Origin of the sequence: Thiohalocapsa sp. (assembly GCF_022340605.1) — a bacterium.
Classification (GTDB): domain Bacteria; phylum Pseudomonadota; class Gammaproteobacteria; order Chromatiales; family Chromatiaceae; genus Thiohalocapsa.
In genome coordinates this window covers 13,824-31,600 of sequence record NZ_JAJDNQ010000108.1, presented here as the reverse complement: position 1 = coordinate 31,600, position 17,777 = coordinate 13,824, and the positions used below count along the sequence as shown (strand labels likewise).

At 68.6% G+C, this 17,777-nt stretch carries 14 protein-coding genes; 9 read left to right on the top strand and 5 right to left on the bottom strand.

Annotated features, from left to right (window positions below):
• Positions 1-2,809: AMP-binding protein (locus LJE69_RS14100; protein ID WP_296926112.1), on the top strand; the 2,809-nt coding region annotated here is incomplete at its 5' end.
• Between the two features lie 17 nt (positions 2,810-2,826).
• A complete protein-coding gene (locus tag LJE69_RS14095) occupies positions 2,827-5,676 on the top strand; it encodes a UPF0182 family protein (protein WP_296926110.1) in 2,850 nt (949 codons plus the stop codon).
• Positions 5,677-5,768: 92 nt separating this feature from the next.
• Here LJE69_RS14095 and LJE69_RS14090 read toward each other — a convergent pair whose 3' ends face one another.
• The gene (locus LJE69_RS14090) at positions 5,769-6,779 is read right to left on the bottom strand and encodes a hypothetical protein (protein ID WP_296926108.1); all 1,011 of its coding nucleotides are present in this window, start codon (positions 6,777-6,779) and stop codon (positions 5,769-5,771) included.
• Between the two features lie 1,200 nt (positions 6,780-7,979).
• On the opposite strand from LJE69_RS14090, the gene LJE69_RS14085 reads away from it, so the two are divergent.
• The gene (locus LJE69_RS14085; protein WP_296926106.1) at positions 7,980-8,762 is read left to right on the top strand and encodes a hypothetical protein; all 783 of its coding nucleotides are present in this window, start codon (positions 7,980-7,982) and stop codon (positions 8,760-8,762) included.
• Between the two features lie 415 nt (positions 8,763-9,177).
• Here the strand turns inward: LJE69_RS14085 and LJE69_RS14080 are convergent, their stop codons facing one another.
• A complete protein-coding gene (locus LJE69_RS14080) occupies positions 9,178-9,627 on the bottom strand; it encodes an EF-hand domain-containing protein (RefSeq protein ID WP_296926104.1) in 450 nt (149 codons plus the stop codon).
• A gap of 1,034 nt (positions 9,628-10,661) precedes the next feature.
• On the opposite strand from LJE69_RS14080, the gene LJE69_RS14075 reads away from it, so the two are divergent.
• A complete protein-coding gene (locus tag LJE69_RS14075) occupies positions 10,662-11,654 on the top strand; it encodes a hypothetical protein (protein ID WP_296926103.1) in 993 nt (330 codons plus the stop codon).
• A gap of 254 nt (positions 11,655-11,908) precedes the next feature.
• Positions 11,909-12,256, top strand: a complete 348-nt coding sequence (locus LJE69_RS14070) for a TusE/DsrC/DsvC family sulfur relay protein (RefSeq protein WP_296926101.1) — start codon at positions 11,909-11,911, stop codon at positions 12,254-12,256.
• A 197-nt stretch (positions 12,257-12,453) separates the two neighbouring features.
• Here the strand turns inward: LJE69_RS14070 and LJE69_RS14065 are convergent, their stop codons facing one another.
• Complete coding sequence (locus LJE69_RS14065; RefSeq protein WP_296926099.1) at positions 12,454-12,582, bottom strand: hypothetical protein; 129 nt, start codon at positions 12,580-12,582, stop codon at positions 12,454-12,456.
• 287 nt (positions 12,583-12,869) lie between these two features.
• Between LJE69_RS14065 and LJE69_RS14060 the strand changes: the two genes are divergently transcribed.
• From LJE69_RS14060 to LJE69_RS14050, 3 genes are all read left to right on the top strand, one after another.
• Positions 12,870-12,995, top strand: a complete 126-nt coding sequence (locus tag LJE69_RS14060; RefSeq protein ID WP_296926097.1) for a hypothetical protein — start codon at positions 12,870-12,872, stop codon at positions 12,993-12,995.
• Positions 12,996-13,243: 248 nt separating this feature from the next.
• A complete protein-coding gene (locus LJE69_RS14055) occupies positions 13,244-14,092 on the top strand; it encodes a phospholipase A (protein ID WP_296926095.1) in 849 nt (282 codons plus the stop codon).
• 421 nt (positions 14,093-14,513) lie between these two features.
• Entirely contained in the window at positions 14,514-14,810 is a 297-nt protein-coding gene (locus LJE69_RS14050; RefSeq protein WP_296926093.1) for a hypothetical protein, read from the top strand.
• Positions 14,811-15,121: 311 nt separating this feature from the next.
• Here LJE69_RS14050 and LJE69_RS14045 read toward each other — a convergent pair whose 3' ends face one another.
• Complete coding sequence (locus LJE69_RS14045; RefSeq protein ID WP_296926091.1) at positions 15,122-15,679, bottom strand: EF-hand domain-containing protein; 558 nt, start codon at positions 15,677-15,679, stop codon at positions 15,122-15,124.
• Positions 15,680-16,165: 486 nt separating this feature from the next.
• Between LJE69_RS14045 and LJE69_RS14040 the strand changes: the two genes are divergently transcribed.
• On the top strand, positions 16,166-17,200 hold the full coding sequence (locus LJE69_RS14040; protein WP_296926089.1) for a sodium:calcium antiporter: 1,035 nt from the start codon (positions 16,166-16,168) through the stop codon (positions 17,198-17,200).
• Between the two features lie 76 nt (positions 17,201-17,276).
• On the opposite strand, the gene LJE69_RS14035 is transcribed toward LJE69_RS14040, so the two are convergent.
• Positions 17,277-17,606, bottom strand: a complete 330-nt coding sequence (locus tag LJE69_RS14035) for a hypothetical protein (RefSeq protein ID WP_296926087.1) — start codon at positions 17,604-17,606, stop codon at positions 17,277-17,279.
• Between the last annotated feature and the right edge of the window lie 171 nt (positions 17,607-17,777).

Genomic DNA, 17,777 nt, shown 5'->3' with positions numbered 1-17,777 from the left:
GCTGGTGCCACTGCTTGCCCGCCGCGGCGAGGCCACGGCGCTGGTGCAACTGCTGCGCCCGGCGGCGGACTCCGACGAGGCGGAGACCGAGGTCTGGTCCGCCGTCGCACTCGCCAACGCGGCGACGGCCGCCGCGCTCGCGCTCCGCGATGCCGGCGTTGTGTCTGCCGAGCGGGTGCTGCTGTTCGCGCCGAGCTCGCCGCGCTGGATCATCGCCTGCCTCGCGCTGCTGCGCCTCGGTGCCGTGCCGGTGCTGGTGGACAGCCAGGCGGACCCAGCTGACCTCGCCCACATTGCCACGGTCAGTGGGGCGCGCTGGGCCTTCACGGCGGCGCACCTGACGGCACGGCTCGCGGGGGCGACCGGCGAGCGCGCGCGCGGTGACGCGTTGGCGCCGATCCTGCTCGACAGCGGCGACGCCGGCGGGGAGCAGGCCGCCGGGGCTGATGGCCCGATCACCCTCGCGGACCTCGCCGGCACCCTGGACCCGTCCGCCGCGGCCGCGCGACAGGTGGACGCGGCGGGTCTGCCGGAGCCAGCGGACGCGGACGCCGAGGCGTTGCTGTTCTTCACCTCCGGCACGTCCGGCCCGCCCAAGGGCGTGCCCCTGACCCATCGCAACCTGCTCGCGAACCTCGCCGCGGTGTTGACGGAGGACCTGGTCTCGGACGGCGACCGCCTGCTGCTGCCGCTGCCGCTGCACCATGCGTACCCGTTTTCGGTGGGATTGCTGGTCCCGCTCGCCCATGGCGTGCCGGTGGTGCTGCCGCAGGCGCTGACGGGACCGGCGCTGGCCCGGGCGTTGCACGCGGGTGACGTGACGCTGATCCTGGGCATCCCGCGGCTCTACGGTGCGCTGATGGGCGCGGTGGAGCGGCGCATCGGCGCCGGTGGCGCGGTCGTGCGCATGGCCTTCGGCGGCCTGCTCGGGCTCGCGACCTGGCTTCGGCAGCGCGCCGGGCTCGATCTCGGCAGGCTCCTGTTCGCGCCGCTGCGCCGGCGCGTGGCGCCGCAGCTGCGGCTCCTGATCTCCGGCGGCGCGGCGCTGGACCCGGCGCTTGGCGCCCGGCTCGAAGGGCTCGGCTGGACGGTGGCGACCGGCTACGGTCTTACCGAGACCGCGCCAATCCTGACCGTCGTGCGCCCCGGCGAGCGGCGCTTCGACACGGCCGGCCGCGCGCTGCCCGGCGTCGAGCTGCGCATCGGGCCGCCCCCGGGCGCGCGTCCGGGCGAGGATGCCGATGAGGTGTCCGCGGCCGAGACCGGCGCCGGCGAGGTACAGGCGCGTGGGCCGAACGTCTTCTCCGGCTATCTGCCGTCCGCGGACGGCACGGGTGCCAACGCGGATACCTTCACCGACGACGGCTGGTTCCGCACCGGCGACCTCGGCCGCCTGGACGGCGACGGCTGGCTCTACCTCGGCGGCCGCGTGTCGAGCCGCATCGTCCTGGCCGGCGGCGAGAACCTCGATCCGGAGTCGGTGGAGGCCAGGCTCGACGCCCATCCCGTCATCGCCGAGTCCGGGGTGCTGGCGGACGATGGCGCGCTCGCTGCGGTGCTGGTGCCGAACGCCGACGCCGCCCGTCACGCCGACGCCGAGGCGCTGCGCCAGACGCTGCGCGCCGCGGCGGCTGCCGCGCTCAGGGACGCGCCGAGCTGGCGGCGGCCGACGCACATCGAGGTGGATGCCCGGCCGCTGCCCCGCACCCGGCTCGGCAAGCTGCGCCGGCGGCGGCTGCGTGAGCGCTTCGACGCGCTGCGCCACGGCGAGGCGCGTCCAGACGCGGCCGGCCTGATGCCGCTCGAAGACCTGGCGCCGGACGACCGCACCCTCATCGACGACCCTGCCGCGGCGCGGGTCTGGCGCTGGCTCGGCGAGCGGTTCGAAGACCAGCGCATCACGCCGGACACGGACCCGCGGCTGGACCTCGGCATCGATTCGCTGGAGTGGGTTGCCGTCGGCATCGAGCTGCAGCAGGCGGCCGGCGTTGCGCTGGACGAAGGCGCCATAGGCCGTGTCGAGACGGTGCGCGACCTGCTGCGCGAGGCAGCCGCCGCCGGCTCGGCCCCGCCCGAGCTGGCGGACGACGACCTGGAAGGCTGGCTGGAGAAGCCCGAGGCGATGCTCGACCGCGACCAACTGGCCCGGCTCGCCCCGTTGGGCGGCGGCATGGCGCTGCTGGCCGCGGTGCTGCACACCTTGTCGCGCTGGCTGATGCGCTGGTGGTTCCGGCTCGACGCGGCCGGGATGGCGCACTTGCCGCCGGCCGGGCCCTTCATCCTGGCGCCGAATCACGAGAGCGCGCTGGACCCCATCGCCATCGCCGCCGTGCTGACGCCGGCGCGTCGGCGCAACACCTTTTGGGGCGGCTTCACCGGGATCATGTTCGCCAGCCCCGTGATGCGGCTGGTGAGTCATGCCTTTCGGGTGCTGCCGGTGGCACCGGACGAGCGTCCCATCACCAGCCTGGCCTACGGTGCCGCCGCGCTGGCCCGCGGCAGCATGCTGGTCTGGTTTCCGGAAGGTCAGCGCAACCCAGGTGGCGAGATCGGACCCTTCCGGCCCGGTGTCGGCAGCCTCGCCCGCGCGCAGCGCGCGGCCGTCGTGCCCTGCCTGCTGCGCAACACCGGCGCCGCGTTGCCCCCCGGCAAGTTGTGGCCGCGGCGCCGCCGGCTGGTGCTGCGCATGGGTCCCGTCGCGGACCCGGCTATGCTTGAGCAGGAGGGTAGCGGCGCCGACCCCGCGGCGCGCATCGCCGACGCGGTGCGCAAGCGGGTGCTTGCGCTGGACGCCTCGCTGGAGAACTGACCCGCGCGGAGTCTGCCATGTACCTGTTGCTGTTCGTCGTGCTCGTCGGCGCCGGGGTGGCGATCGCCCGCGTGGGCTACCGCAACGGCCGCTGGCGGCTGCTCTGGGGCGGCATCGGGCTTGCGATCGCCACCGGCGTGCTGTTCGCACTGCTGGACTTCTGGGGCGAGGCGCTGTGGTTCAGCGCCGTCGGTTACGCCGGGCGGTTCTGGGCCTTCATCGGCTGGCAGGGCAGTACGGCGGTGTTCGGCGCGCTGTTCGCGGCCGGCGTGGTGGTCCTGGTCAACACGCCGGCGCGGCGCCTGCAGCCGGCGCTCTCGCCCTGGGCGGAGCTCGCCGCCGGCATCGGCGGTGGCATTTGGGGGCTCGGCCACTGGCAGCAGGCACTGCTCTTCGTCAATGCCAGCGCGGCCGGCGTCACCGAGCCGCTGCTGGGCCTCGATGCCGGGTTCTACCTGTTCCGGCTGCCGTTTCTGGACGCCGTGCTCGGGCTGTTCCAGTGGTGCATGGTGGTCGCCACCGTAGCCGCCGGCGTCGCCGTGCTGCCGGCGCTGACGGATGCCGAGGCTGCCGGCGATGCCCAGGCACGCACGCGCGCTGTGCAGCCGGTGGTCGCCATCAGCGCCGGGCTCGGCCTGTTGGTGGGCGCGGATGCGTTGCTGGCGTGCTTCGGGCTGCTGTACTCGACGGCCGGGGTCGCGGCCGGGCCGGGCTGGACCGATGCCAACGTGCGCCTGCCGGTCTACCTGACCCTGGCCGTGCTCAGCTTCGGCCTCGGCATTGCGCCCGCGCTGCCGGCGGTGCGCGAGCGCGTCGCGGTCTGGCTGCGCGCTCCGGCGCAGTGGCTCGCGGGGCAGGCGCAGGGCCAGCTCCGGCCACTGCTGCGGGCGCTGCTGACGCCGGTGCCGGTGACGGCCGCCGCCGCCTGGGCCGGCATCGTGGCGCTCTGGGTCCTGCTGGCGGGTCTGCTGCCGGCGGGCTTCCAGGCCCTGGCCGTGGAGCCCAATGAGATCACCTACGAGAAGCCTTACATCGCCAACAATATCCGGCTCACGAGCAAGGCCTTCGGGTTGGATCGCGTGGAGCAGCGCCAGTATCCGGCGCAGAGTGCATTCACCCGGCAGACAGTGCAGGACAACCGCCAGCTCATCTCCGAGATCCGGCTCTGGGATTGGCGCGCGCTGGACGCCGTCTACAAGCAGTTCCAGGAGATCCGGCTCTACTACGAGTTCGTGGACGTGGACATGGACCGCTACCACGTCGACAACCGTTACCGCCAGATCATGGTCTCGGCGCGGGAGCTGTCCCAGGACAACCTGCCGGCGCAGAGCCGGACCTTCGTCAACCAGCGCTTCAAGTACACCCACGGCTATGGGCTGACGCTGGCGACGGTGAGCGACTTCACGCCGGAGGGCCTGCCGAACCTGCTGGTGAAGGACATCCCGCCGCAGGCCGAGTATCCGTCGCTGACGGTCACGCGCCCGGAGATCTACTACGGTGAGCTGACCGACCCGCCGGTGGTGGCCAACAGCGCCGAGCGGGAGTTCGACCATCCGCAGGGGGAGCAGAACGTCTATGCCCACTACGCCGGCAGCGGCGGCGTGGAGATGCGCAACCTGTGGCGCAAGTTCGTGTTCGGCTGGAAGCTCGACGGCACGCGCTTTCTGCTCTCCAGCTATCCGCGCGCCGAAAGCCGGATCATGATCCATCGCCAGATCCAGGACCGGGTGCAAACGCTGGCGCCCTTCCTGACGCTCGACGGCGACCCTTACCTGGCACTCGTGGACGGGCGGCTGAAGTGGATCATCGACACCTACACCACCTCCGACCGCTTCCCGTACAGCCAGCCCTTCGATGCGTCGGCAGGCCAGGACGTGCCGTTCCGTCGCAGCGTCGCCGACCGCGGCACGCCCGAGGTCAGCTACCTGGACGGCGTCAACTACCTGCGCAATTCGGCCAAGGTGATCGTCGATGCCTACGACGGCAGTGTCGACTTTTACGTGTTCGATCCCAAGGACCCGATCATCAACACCTGGCGCAAGGCGCTGCCGGGCATGTTCAAGCCGCGCAGCGCGATGCCCAAGGGCATCCAGGCGCACGTGCGTTACCCGGAGGGACTGCTGCTGACCCAGGGCCTGGTCTATGCCAAGTACCACATGCGCGACCCGGAGGTGTTCTACAACCAGGAGGACCTCTGGGTGCGCGCCACCGAGAAGCACTACGACCGCGTCGAGCCGGTGGAGCCCTACTACGTGATGTGGCAGCTGCCGGGCTCCGATGAGGCCGAATTCGTGCTGATGATGCCCTTCACGCCGAAGGAGCGGCAGGTGCTCATCGGCTGGATCGCCGGGCTGTGCGACGGCGACAACTACGGGCGCTTCCTGGCGTATCAGTTCCCGAAGGAGCGCCGCGTGCTCGGCCCACAGCAGGTGGAGACCAAGATCGACCAGGACAGCTTCCTGGCCGGCCAGCTCACGCTATGGGACCAGCGCGGCTCCCACGTCATCCGCGGCAACGTGCTGGCGATTCCGCTGGACCACACGCTGCTCTACGTCGAGCCCATCTATCTTCAGGCCGAGACCGCCGCCTATCCGGAGCTGCGCCTGGTGGCCGTCATGCACGGCGATCACCTCAGCTACGCCAAGACCTTCGACGAGGCGTTGCAGGGCCTGTTTGCCCCCGGGCAGCCAAGTGCAGCCGGCGCCGAGCCGGGGGCCGCGTCCATGCGCCAGCTCGGTAGCGAGGCCAATGCCGCCTTCAACAACTACCTGAAGGCACAGGGGGAGGGCCGCTTCCGGGACGCCGCCGAGGCGCTGGCGGAGCTTCAGTCGCTGCTCGGGAGGCTTGCGACAGGGCAAGGCAAGTAGTCCGGCAGCCGGGACCGGCCAGCGGTGCCGGGAGGGAGCGGTGGGATGCAGCGGCCGCGGGTCAAAAAACCGGCGCTCGCTCGCAGGCCCCATCAGATGAATTGCTGGTAAGACACTGAGCGGTTCGGCCAAAGCTCACCCCAGCTCGTGATGACCGTTGCGGTCTTTCTTCCTTCCTGGACGTTCCGCTTGGTGACGTTTCCCCATTTGACGCGGCGGGTCACGTCGAATTCCAGGTATTGATAGGACTGGTGATAAAAGGTCCAAATGCCGCCCTGGCGACGACCGACCACCAGACTGGTCCCAGGCGCGTTGGTGATCGCGGTGATGCTGTTGCCGCGCAGCGTCAGCCAGTAGCGGGAATGGCCCTGGATACCATGCCCGAGACGCGCGCCCTTGATGGCGCGGCCTTGTCCGGAGGGTCCGATGAGTCGTGAGGCGGCCATGCGGTTATTCGCCGTGTAGTCCACCATTGAGTTGGCGAAGCCGGGCACGTTTGCGAAGTGGCCGAACATCGCACGATTCTGGTTCGGATCGTTCTGGGGCTGTGTCGTGTCGCTGTTGCTATTGACCTCTGCCGAATTGAACGCGAGCAGCAGACGCTGTGCGCGAGCGATGATCGCGGCCTGCCGCCGAGGAGCCGGTACGTTGCGTGCATTGGAGTGGGATACATACGGGCAAGTGCGGTCTCCACTGACTTCGAAGGTACAGCCGTTCTGTGTGGCGGTCATGGCATATGCCGGACCGGTACCCGCAGGCAGTTTGACGCCGATGGAGCGGTTCCCCTCATAGGGTACCAAGTAGACCGGAACGCCCTGCTCGCCATTGAACCAGGCAGCATTGTGGAATCGCGTGCTGATCTGTGCGACAGACCAAGGAATGACGTCGATGTGGGTCGCCTGGTAGCTGATGTCAAAGAATGCGTAGACTTGGGGGGCGTTCAAATCGACCTCGATGTTCCCACCCGTGAACTGATTTCCGATCAATTGACGCAGTTGCGACCCCGGAGCCTTCCCCTGCTGATTGAGCGCCCCGTTTACAACAACGGCGTATTGGGTCAGGTTCTGAAACAGGTTGTTCGTGAACTCGTTGGCAAGTGTCATGGCGGCCTCTCGGGCAGGCGTTGCAGGAACGGTGAAGCGAGGCGAGCCCGGCACCAGGGAGATCGGCACATTGGCGGTTCGCGGTATGACCCGTGCGCTTTTCGAGCGCTGCGCGCTGGCGATTGATCATCGGCTGATGCGCAGGCTGCGCCGCTCGTTGCTGTTGCTGCCCGAAACTCGTGCTCGAACCTCACTTCCCCGCTGATCGTAGTACAGTGAAACCCCTATAGTACGGAAATCTTTTGCCTGAGCTGAAGGCGCACGCTCCGGCCGTTGGCGCCGATATGCGGGGGTTGGCGGGCCATGAAGGCCAGGTTGACCCTGGTGGGCCTCAGCCGACACGAAACGTGGATGTCGCGGCGGGCATCGCGGAGGCAGGGATTGGGCCGCGTGTCGACGGTGAGGTGGAGACCAAGATCGATCAGAACCGTTTCCTGGCGGGCCAACTCAGGGAGTGGGACCAGAGCGGCTCCGAAGTCATCCGCGGTCCGGCCGCGAGAGCGTGCCGATCGACCGGCGGGCGGGCGTGGAAGCCGGCTCCGCGGTTTGAGACCTCACCCGCCTGGCGCGATGTGGCTGATGGCGCGCGCTGGGGCAAGCCTTGCCAGAGGTGTCGGCCAGCGAGGCGCGGTCCTGCTGCCTCGACGCCGCGATTGATTGTTCGCGCATCAGCCGACGTGGACTACGGCCGCAACGGCAGCGCCGCGGCGACCCTGGCCGCTGTCCGTGCCTCGGGAGGGCTTAAGGCCGTATTTTCGGGGAGTGCTTCCGGCACTGGCCGACGAGCGGGCGAAGGGGCGTCCGCCAAGGTTGTCTCGCCGCTGACACGGCAGTGGTTCGGCGGGCACTGTGCCGCCGGGCGCAATCGCAGCGACTGACACCGTATCTTCGCAGCAGGAAACTAGGGAAAACACTTATTTCACCAACGGGATCTTCCTAGTCTTGCTTCAAGTCCGTCGCAATCGCCGTCATGAATAGCCTGACCGAGGGGCGGCGCTCCGGCTGCGCCGCATGCCTGGCGAATGCCGCCTCGCTACGCATTACGAAACCGCAAGCCCTTGCATTTCTTTACGTTGTTTCGTGCGCACTTGTCCTAATCTCATAGGGAGTGTCACTGCGGTGCGTGTCCTTCGGCTCGGGGCGCCGCACCGCACACACCTGGCTTGCCGCGACAAAAGACCACACCGGGAATAATGAAAAATGAACAACCCGAGACGCACCGATGCCCGCCGGTTGGGGGCGCCCATCCCAGATCATCGGAAGGTTGGTGAGATTCCCCTCCTGAACTATCGCGCCAGTGGCATTGAACTGGTCCACGATATCGATTCCGGACCGGACGGCATCACCTGGACGCAGGATGCGAACCTCTTCAAGACCCAATGCCGACTCGATGGCACCGTGGTTGATCAGATCATCGGGCTGGTGCCCACGGTCACCGACGGTCAGGGCGTGTATTTTGTCGCCCCGGAGGATTTCGATGCCGCCAGTGGCGCCATGACCTGGTGGGGGGCCATGGCTTGGGCGAAATGGCTCCGCCTGAGCCGGTTCGCCGGCGGCGCTGCATGGCGCCTGTGCTCGGCCGCCAACTGCAACGGCAGCGCGCCGCGCGCCGGCAGGGGCGTGATGTGCAGCGAAATCGGGCGCTTGCACTACGCCGGCCGCCGCACCGGCACCGGCACCGGCACCGGCAGTCCTATCAGCACCAACCGCTACCTGGCCAGGGCCTTCCATCACCTCCACAACGACCTGTACTGGACCGGCACCGAGTATGGGATGAACGCGGATGGCGCCTGGCTGTTCTGCACCAGCGATGGCACCCAATACTTCGGCCCTAAACAACGCAAGCGCTTGGCCTGGGCTGTCCATGAAGGGCCCGTCGGCGCCACGCGCCTCGCGGGCACGAGCCCATTGGATAACCTACTTTGCCTCAAGGCGCTCGATACCGCGGGGCAATCGCATCAGGCTCGTGGCATATTCCAGTAATCTAATGGTTCCAGTGGCGTCGAGCATAGGTTCGAACCGGTTGCGTCGCGCGGGCGAGTGTTCCGCGCAGCGGACCGTTCCCGGGATGGTCGGCGCTACATACCAAGCATCTCGCTAGTGCTTTGCTGCGGCAATTCCGAGACCGGTCTCCCTCGCGGTCGTGATCGTGGTCTTAATCGGATACTCGACAACGACAACGACAACGACAACGAAAGCAACGTTGGGATAAACGCTGCACTAGTGCTGGGCCTTGGCATTATCGATACCGTTCGCGGTCCGGCGTGAGCGCGTGTCGTCCTGGAGGGCGACACGGATCAGCGCCGCGGGCGGCTTTGAGAGTGTGGCCTCGATACTGCCGCGTGAGTGCACTAGACGCCGTTCTTCGCGCCGACCCGGGCGCCGTCCGGTCGCCCGATCACGACCCCCGGCGGGCGTATTGGAAGTTGCGGAACTCGTCCGGGCTGATACTGCCGTTACCATCCGCGTCGATGTCTCCGAAGCTGGGTGCGTAGGCGGCGCCGCGCATCGGGTAGCCTTGGGCGGCGCGCTGACTTTGGCGCTCTTTGCGGGCCTGGTTGAACTCCGACTGGCTGACCTGGCCGTCGCCGTTGCCGTCGAAGTCTTCGAACGCCGGCATGTTGTAGCCCCAGCCGCGGCCCATCATCCAGGGCCCCATGCCGGGTCCCATCATGCCGGGGCCCATGCCGTAGTAGCCGTTGTTGTAGGGACCACGCCCCCAACCGGGGCCCCAGCCAGACCCCTGGCCGTTGCGCCAGCCGGGCTGCGCACAGGCGGCCGTGGTGCAGGCGACGCCGACGACGAGCAGGGCCAGCACGGTCCAGCGGTTGCGATGTGTTCTATTCATGTGTGAGCTCCGGTGTAGTGGTTGTCGTTCAGGCGCAGGATCGTGGCGGTGGCCAGTGCGGGCAGAGCGTACCGGCTCGGCCGGCGGGCTTCGCCGCGGTCACCACGTGCCTGATGTCGAGCAGGCGGTCCCGGGTGATCGGGAATCGGCTGCGGCCGCTCGTGAGCCTGATGACTGGCTGCGGTTCACGGGGAGGCCGTGTCCCTATAAGCGACGCAGGCGACGTGCCAGGGCTACCGGCCGGGCCGGGCTGAGGATGGACGGGTGCCGGGCGCGGATGAGCTGCACCTGCGGCCGCGCTACTGGGGCCCGCCGGCGCGGCACCGGCCCGCGCCATGGTGCCGGCTGCCGCGGGGACACGGGCCTTGATGATGACTTCGTCCAGAAGCCGCCTGCCGTGGGAGCCGTGTGCTCGCCGCGACTGGTCCTGATCGCGCCGAGGACGGCGCTCCCACGGCGTTAGGCGGACTTACGATCAAGGCCGGGATACGGGTCAAATCCACCATGGTATCAGGGAAATGAACCGCACCCTGCCACGCTCATGGTCTTGTGGCGACGCTGGGTCACAACACCGACGCGATGGCGACGAAGACAGGCGACCAACGCCAGGGTTTGGGCAAGCGCCTGATTGTCGGGCTGTGTGTGTCGGCTCAATCTATGTGGGGTGAGCGCCAATCACTTGCCTAAGTGATTGTCCGCCCGCATGGCCCGAATCCTCGCGCGGGCGCGCTGCGGCAGCAGGCAAGTGCCCAAGTCGCGGACATGACGCGGCGCGTCGTTCTTGTCCCTGCGTCCTTGTCCCCCGCGTGTTTGTCTGGGACGGCCGGCTGCAAATGCTCCATGCGCCTTGAACCGTCCGCGTCGTCGGGCCGCCAGGTCCAGTGCTTCGCTAGCGCCTGGCGCGTCGGACTATTCGGCACGGAAGCTGCATACTGCGAGCGCGGCGCGTGGCGGCTTAGCTCGTTGGCGTCCACGTGGCAACCAACTCAGGCAACCCGCATGCCGAGGTCATCCGATGCACCTCCAAGATTTCGATGAACATTCAAGCGGTGCTGCGCACCGGCCTGGCCCGCTCTCGCGCCAACGCCAGGCCCCTCGCGCGGCCGCTGTTGCCGGGTGAGCCATTGCGAACGCAGCCGCCGGGGCCTCGCGTCATGAACCTCCACGGCCTTACCAGGATCGCGCGGCCGCTGGATTTCGGCGATGCGAGCAACCTGGCGATCGCGCTGATTGCGCCCGCGACCTTCCTCGCCGTGCTGCTCTGGCCGGGCATCATGGGCGGTGAAGGGGCCGGCCATGCGTGGACAGCCACGGGTGAAATGGCCGCTGCCGGCGCTGCGACAGGCGCCGGGCTTGCGGTATTCCTGGCGTGGGCCATTTGCCGCGAGCTGGATCCCGACCGCGCCGGTGCAGCGGTGGTCGCCTCGCTGCTCGCCATCGGCGGACTCGCGGCGCTCGGCCTGCCGAGCATCGGTGCCTGCATCCTGGTGGTGCTGGCGGTACGCGTGCTGAACCGGACCACGGGCATGCCCGCGACGCTATTGGACGGGTTGTTGCTGCTCGCGCTCGGTGTCTGGGTCGGACTGGACCGTGGGTGGCTCTATCCTGCCGCCGCGGCCGCCGCCCTGCTCGGAGACAGCCTGCTGCCGGCGCGCGAGCCGCGCCGCTTCGCGATGGCACTGGCCGGCGCCGCCGCGGCGTTCGGCATCCTGTATCTGCTCGGATTCCCCGATGCCGGAGACGATGCGCAGCCCAGTTTGGCCGCCGGTGCGGCGGCGGTGCTCGCGCTGTTGCTGATACTGCCGACGATGCGCGCGATCTCTCACCTGAAATCCCTGGGGGATGCCGCCGGCACGCCACTGCTGCCGATGCGCGTGGGCGCGGGCCAGGCGCTGGCGCTCGGGGTGGTCGTGATTGCCGCCGTGACGCGCGGCTTCGCCGGGCTCACCGAGCTGATGCCGCTGTGGACCGCGGTGATCGCAACGGGTCTGTTCCGTTGGCTGTCGGGTGCCGGCACACCGGAGTAGTGCGACCTCCACCGGTGCGAAACGAAAAACCTGGTTTTCGGACTGATTGCCACCATGCGCCGCGGCCTGGCCGCGTGACCGTGCTGACGGTGCCGGCTCAGCTGTAAGCCGCCGCGGCAGCGCGGCCTCCCGCTCGCAACCCAGTGGCCCGGGTTTTGCTTCACTGCGGGGCCGCTCGTTCGACCATCACCATAATGCCGGCGCGTCGGGGCGGCGCCGTATGACGCTGCGCACCACTGCGGGAGATACCGACAATGACAACCCTTTCAGACATCCAACCCGAGATCGACGCGAAGGGATTTCTCGTCGATCCGCAAGCATGGGACGCGGACGTCGCCGCGGTCATGGCGGCGCGGCTCGGCGTCGCAATACTCGGGGCCGCGCACTGGCGGGTCGTGCAGCACTTGCGGGAGTTGTACCTGTGCCGCGATGACCCGCTGCTTCAGCGCCAGATCTGCCGAGAGCTCGAGTGGGAGCCGAACTGCATCTCCACCCTTTTCGGCGGCCTCGTCGAGGCGTCGCAGGTGGCCGGGTTGCCCGAGCCCGGTCACGAGGTGCTCGCCCACATGAGCGTCCCGGCTTCGGGCGAGCGGTGTCTGTGACTCGGTGCCTATGATCCGGTGCCGGACGAAATCCCCCGCTGGCGATACCCAGGCACGATCATCGCGCGCCCTTTGTTGTCCCGGTGCCGCTGTCATGCCGGGTCGAACTGCAACAGGACATGGATGAGCTCCCGAGCATGCGCGACCGCCGATTCGAGACCGGTGGGATGAGTGATTGATCTTCGCGCCTGCGCCCGTCAGCGCTCGTATATACCGACGAGCCGACTTTGCTCGACCGCGTGGCCACCATAGTCGCGCAGGAAGGTGTAGCGGTCCGGGATGCCTGCGCCGGTGGCGAATGCAGGTGATGACAGCGTCATGGGCATGGTGGGCTCTCCTGATGGCATGGCTGGCCTGGTGGATGTCTCGCCGGCGGTGTGGCTGGCGGGACTGAACTGACCTGGAGCCATGCAAGGATCGGGGCAGGCGGCCAGGTGCGCGTGCACTGGATGGACGCCGTCCGCGCCGGCGAGCCACGCATGGTCGGGAGCCGTTGCTCGGGCGGCGGCATCTGAATTGCATCAGGGTCAGACAGACGGCGCTGCTTGCTGCTCCGGCAGGTGACCGGCGGCGCCGCCACGTCCGTTGCAACCTGCTGTGAGGCACCGCTCAGATGATCCGCGCCGACGTCCTGCCGCCTGGCGACCACAACAAGCGCGCCGGGAACGCCGGCGAGTTGCGGCACGGGCACACCGAGCACGGCGCCGCCGGTCCCGGCCAGGATTGGGTGAAGCCGTGAGCAGTCATCAGCGCGTGTCTCGCGGCACCGAAGTTCGGCGGCGGAGCGCCTCGGTCTGGCCCCCTTTGTCCGGTGCCGCCGTTGCGCTGCTGCTCTGTCCCGCGACGGGCGCGGTCCTCGCCGCCGACGCAACCGCCGGATTGGCCCGCTGTGCACGGATCGGAGATGCCGGCGCGCGGCTGCAATGCTTCGATGCGCTCGCCGCACGTACGGCAGCCGCGGAAGTTGCCCCGTCGCAGCCGGCAGCGGTGCCGGATGCTGAAGCATCCGAGCCCGCCACCGCGGACATCAAGGTCGCCCGGACCGATACCGCGGCGCCGCCGCCGAAGCCGACGCGGCGCGTCCTCGCCATCCTGCCATACCGGAAGAACTACGCCTTGCCGGTGACCTACAACGCCGACGTCAATCAGAGCGCGGCGCAGGGGCCGTCCATCGGCGTCCCTGTGTCGGGCGAGCACGTGTACGACCACGCGGAGATGAAGTTTCAGATCAGCCTCGAGGTGCCGTTGTGGACGCGGATTCTGAACCGCCCGCTGGACCTGTACTTCGGCTACACCCAGCTCGCTTTCTTCCAGGCCTACAACACGGAGTACTCGTCGCCGTTCCGCGAGACCAACTATGAGCCGGAACTGGGTTTCCACTGGCAGCCCGACATGCGGATCGGGTCGCGTGGGTCCCGCTGGCGGTTCGCATCGCTGCGGGTGGCGGCGGACCACCAGTCCAATGGCCGCTCGGACCCCTTGTCGCGCAGTTGGAACCGGATCACCGGCGAGGCGACGGTGCAGCGGGGTGACCTGTCGCTGGGGCTCAGGCTGTGGACCCAGCTTGACAGCAATCCGCCGGACAATCCGGACATCGAGGACTACCTCGGCTTCGGTGAACTGCGCGCGAGCTACGACCTCGGGCAGCATCGCTTTGGGCTCATGGCCCGTAGCTTCCAGCATCCGACGGTGCAGTTGGACTGGAGCTATCCCCTGTTCGGGGAGCGGGTGCGCGTCTACGCACAATACTTCAACGGCTACGGCGAGAGTCTGATCGACTACAACCACTCCGTGAACCGCATCGGCGTCGGTTTCCTTGTGGAAGGGGGCGGCTAGCGGGCCGTGGGTCGGCCGTGCCGGGAGGCGCGGTGCACGCGCCGCCCGCGGGGGATTGCAACCGCTGTCCGGCGCAGGCGCGTGTCGTTGCAACCACGCGACTGTTGCCCGGGCCACACCGCCGCGATCGGGCAAGCATCCTTTGCAGGTCGGGCTGCGGACTGGCTGCCGACATCCGCACGCACGTAAGTCATTGATTGTCGAGCCTCCCTCGTCGGTCCGAGCGACATTGGTGCATGCGATGATGCGCAGCGCATGAACACTCGCCCGGTCTCCGCCGCGCCTCCCGCGGGCAGGCTCGGCCATCGCTGCCCACCTGACGTCGAAACCGGCACGTGCAATGCACGCTTATCAGGTTGAGTGGCGCATCGGGTGGCTTCCCGAGACGCCGAATCATTGCCACCGTCAACGGAGCAGCATCATGCCGCGATCGATCGATCCATCTGCCGCGCCGGGCGCCGCCGCAATCCGCGCCCGCGCCGGCTTTCCGCTCGCGCGGCCGCAGGATATCGCGGACCGCGAAGGGCTCAGCCACGAACAGAAAATCGCGCTGCTGGAGCAGTGGGAGGAGGACCTCAGGGAGCAAATGGTCGCCGAGGAGGAGGCCATGCCCGGAGGTGATGCCTCCTTCGGAGAGGCGTTGGCCGAGGTGCTGGAAAGCCTGAAGGGGCTCGGCGCCACGGAGCACACGAGACCGGTACCGAGCAAGCACGGTTAATCCACATCGGGCGGGGGAGCCGCCTTCCCGGCAGCCGGCCGCTTGCTTCGCCCCGGCAGCACGAGCGCAACAGTGCCCAAATCCCGGGACCATCTCAGGTCGTGGTCGTGGTCGTGGTCGCGGTCGTGGTCGAGTATCCGATTACGACCACGACAACGAAGGCAAGATTTGTTACATCCATCGCCCGTTGCGTGAGCGTCTGACGGTCGTGCCAATCTGCCGCGATCCGGGGGGCCATTCGGTGCAGGCCCAAGCGTCCCCCGCGGGGCGCCGGAACGCCCGCGGGGCCAGGGTCGGTTCGCTGCGCGAGGTCAGCGGCTCGGCGTGTCCTGTGCCGGGATGGTCGGCCCCTCGACCTCGAACGCCGAAAACTCAGAGCGTTCGATGACGTTGTCCTTGTTCGTGTCCACCTGCCACCAATCGTCCAGCAGACCCTTGCGCCCACCTGCCTCGCCCTTGGAGAGGACGCCGTTTTCGTCGATATCGAGCTCCGCGAAGCTCGGCGCATGCGGCTCCTTGCCAAGCGGCAGCGTGTCCGAGTCGGTCGCCGCGGCTGGTGGCAGCGGCGGCACCACCTCCGGCGTCGGTCCCGCGTAGGTCTCGAAGTCGGCGAACTCATTACGCTCGATCAGGCCGTCGCCATTGGTGTCGAAGCGCGCCCACTGGCCGGAGAGTGGCGAGCGGCCCTCCACCTCAGCGGGCTCGAGCTTGCCATCGTGGTTGGTGTCCAGTTCCGCGAAGCTCTCCGGCTCGTAGTAGACGGGGTCGCCGCGCTGGGCGACCGCCGTGACAGGCAGGACCAGCGCGAGCGCGAGACCGGCGGCGACGGCGGCCGGGACAAGGGGTTCAAGCTGCTTCGGGTGTCGCATGATTACCTCTCCGGTTGGTGAACCGGTGCCCGTGATCCGGGCTGCTGGCTGGATGGGGCACCGGTCGCGTCAAGGTCCTGATGGCTGGGCTGCGGGCGCGCCGGCCCGGTCGGGGGTTCGTCGTGCCCTCCCGGCGCACGGCCCCTGCACTGGCCCGGCAGGCGCGGATGCATCAGCCACCATGTACACCCGGCTTCAGTGCATAAGGCGCGCCAATGCTGATTGGCGCATGTGCCACCGCGCCTGAGGCCCGCGCGGGGCATCAAGGCGTGAGGCCGGGCAGAACAACACCGGGCGGGAACGACAGCCGCTGCCGAGTGGCGGCAGCCGGCGACGCGCGGGCGCGGGTGAAATGCAGCGAACCGCGGTGGAAATGGTCCTGCCGCCGGGCGGCCGCCAGCCAGTGTATGCAGCGGCGCCGACCGCCCCCAAGATCAAAGCGAGATCAACGAGGGTCCACCGCAACCCGACCCCGAGGAGCCGCCCATGCGCCCGGAGCACTTGTCCCTGCCGCTGACGCTGCTACTGTTCGGCGGTGGCACGCTGGTGATCGCCTTGGTGGGCTCGCGTCTGACTCGGCTGGCGGACTGGCTCGCTGACCTGACGGGGCTCGGGGAGGCGGTGTTCGGCGCCGTGCTGTTGGGTGCCATGACCTCGCTGCCCGGAAGCATCGCCTCCATCACCGCGGCCGCGGCGGGCCGGGCGGAGCTGGCGGTGAGCAACGGCGTTGGCGGCATCGCCGCGCAGACCGCCTTCCTGGTGTTGGCAGACCTGACCTATCGGCGTGCAAACCTCGAGCACGCGGCGGCCTCCGTCACCAACATGATCAACGGTGCCCTGCTGGTGGCCCTGCTGGCGCTGGCGTTGCTCGCCGCCACTGGTCCGCCGGTGACGGTGCTGGGCGTGCATCCGGCGTCCCTGCTGATACTGGCGGTGTACGCGTTCGGTCTGCGGCTCGCCGCACAGACCCGGGATGCCCCGGGCTGGCTGCCGGTGCGCACCACGGATACCCGCGAGGACAAGCCGGACGCCGCCGCGGTGGGCGGGGTACGGCCATGGCGGGTGTGGGCCGCCTTTGCGCTCAGCGCCGCGGTGGTAGGCGTGGCCGGGTGGGTGGTGGGTGTCTCTGGCATCGGGCTGGTGCGCCACACGGGCCTCTCGGAGACCCTGGTGGGGACCTTGCTCACCGCCGTCGCCACGTCGTTGCCGGAGTTGGTGACGACGCTTGCAGCGGTGCGCCAGGGGGCGTTGACCCTCGCCGTCGGCGGCATCATCGGTGGCAATACCTTCGACGTGCTGTTTTTGGTGTTCTCCGACGTCGCCTATCGCGAGGGTTCCATCTACCACGCCATCGGCCCGCAGCCGCTGTTCGTGATCGCGTTGACCATTCTGCTGACGGCCTTCCTGCTGTTGGGGCTGATCCGCCGGGAGCGGCGCGGCGTCGCGAACATTGGCTTCGAGAGCGCCGCGGTGCTGGTGTTCTACCTGGCCGGCATGCTGGTCCTGGTGACCTGGTCATAGATCCGATCCGGCGGCAGGACATCGCCGCCCGGGCCGGTCACCGGCCGTGCTGGCCGGCACCGGCATTGCCAAGGCGCTACTGTTGCTGGTCGGTTGCGGACTCGATGCGGTCGCCGGTCTGCTCCAGCGCCTCGCGGGTGCGCTCGGCGGCTTCTTGAGTGGTCTCTTTGATCTTCTCGGCGGTCTGTTGGGCGGCCTCGGTCGTCTTCTCGCCGACCGCGCGTGCGGTCTCGCCGGCCTTCTGGCCCACCGCCTGCGCGGCCTCGCCGGTCGCTTCCATCGCGTTGTGGACCTTCTCGCCGACGTCTTGCGAGCCCGTTTGCTCCGGCTGCTTTTCGCAGCCCCAGAGCAGGACCGCCGCAACGGCGATGGCAACGAGGGTGACGACGGATTCGGTGCGTTTCATGGGTTAGGTTCTCCTGTCTCGGTTGCAGCTCGGGACAGTGGCGCAGGGACAACCATTCAGTGGTGTCACCCGGGCCGGCACGTCCCGCGGTCGGCCGAGCTCGCCCGCAATGTGACTGATCGTCTCTCTCGGCAGCGGTGCCGGTTCGACCCGACCGTGTTCAAGCAATCT

What these genes read in the sequence shown, in the direction of transcription:
- LJE69_RS14095 (WP_296926110.1), top strand. Translation starts at nt 2,827, where the DNA reads ATGTACCTGTTGCTGTTCGTCGTGCTCGTCGGCGCCGGGGTGGCGATC.
- LJE69_RS14090 (WP_296926108.1), bottom strand. Translation starts at nt 6,779, where the DNA reads ATGACACTTGCCAACGAGTTCACGAACAACCTGTTTCAGAACCTGACC.
- LJE69_RS14085 (WP_296926106.1), top strand. Translation starts at nt 7,980, where the DNA reads ATGAACAACCCGAGACGCACCGATGCCCGCCGGTTGGGGGCGCCCATC.
- LJE69_RS14080 (WP_296926104.1), bottom strand. Translation starts at nt 9,627, where the DNA reads ATGAATAGAACACATCGCAACCGCTGGACCGTGCTGGCCCTGCTCGTC.
- LJE69_RS14075 (WP_296926103.1), top strand. Translation starts at nt 10,662, where the DNA reads ATGAACATTCAAGCGGTGCTGCGCACCGGCCTGGCCCGCTCTCGCGCC.
- LJE69_RS14070 (WP_296926101.1), top strand. Translation starts at nt 11,909, where the DNA reads ATGACAACCCTTTCAGACATCCAACCCGAGATCGACGCGAAGGGATTT.
- LJE69_RS14065 (WP_296926099.1), bottom strand. Translation starts at nt 12,582, where the DNA reads ATGCCCATGACGCTGTCATCACCTGCATTCGCCACCGGCGCAGGCATC.
- LJE69_RS14060 (WP_296926097.1), top strand. Translation starts at nt 12,870, where the DNA reads ATGATCCGCGCCGACGTCCTGCCGCCTGGCGACCACAACAAGCGCGCC.
- LJE69_RS14050 (WP_296926093.1), top strand. Translation starts at nt 14,514, where the DNA reads ATGCCGCGATCGATCGATCCATCTGCCGCGCCGGGCGCCGCCGCAATC.
- LJE69_RS14045 (WP_296926091.1), bottom strand. Translation starts at nt 15,679, where the DNA reads ATGCGACACCCGAAGCAGCTTGAACCCCTTGTCCCGGCCGCCGTCGCC.
- LJE69_RS14040 (WP_296926089.1), top strand. Translation starts at nt 16,166, where the DNA reads ATGCGCCCGGAGCACTTGTCCCTGCCGCTGACGCTGCTACTGTTCGGC.
- LJE69_RS14035 (WP_296926087.1), bottom strand. Translation starts at nt 17,606, where the DNA reads ATGAAACGCACCGAATCCGTCGTCACCCTCGTTGCCATCGCCGTTGCG.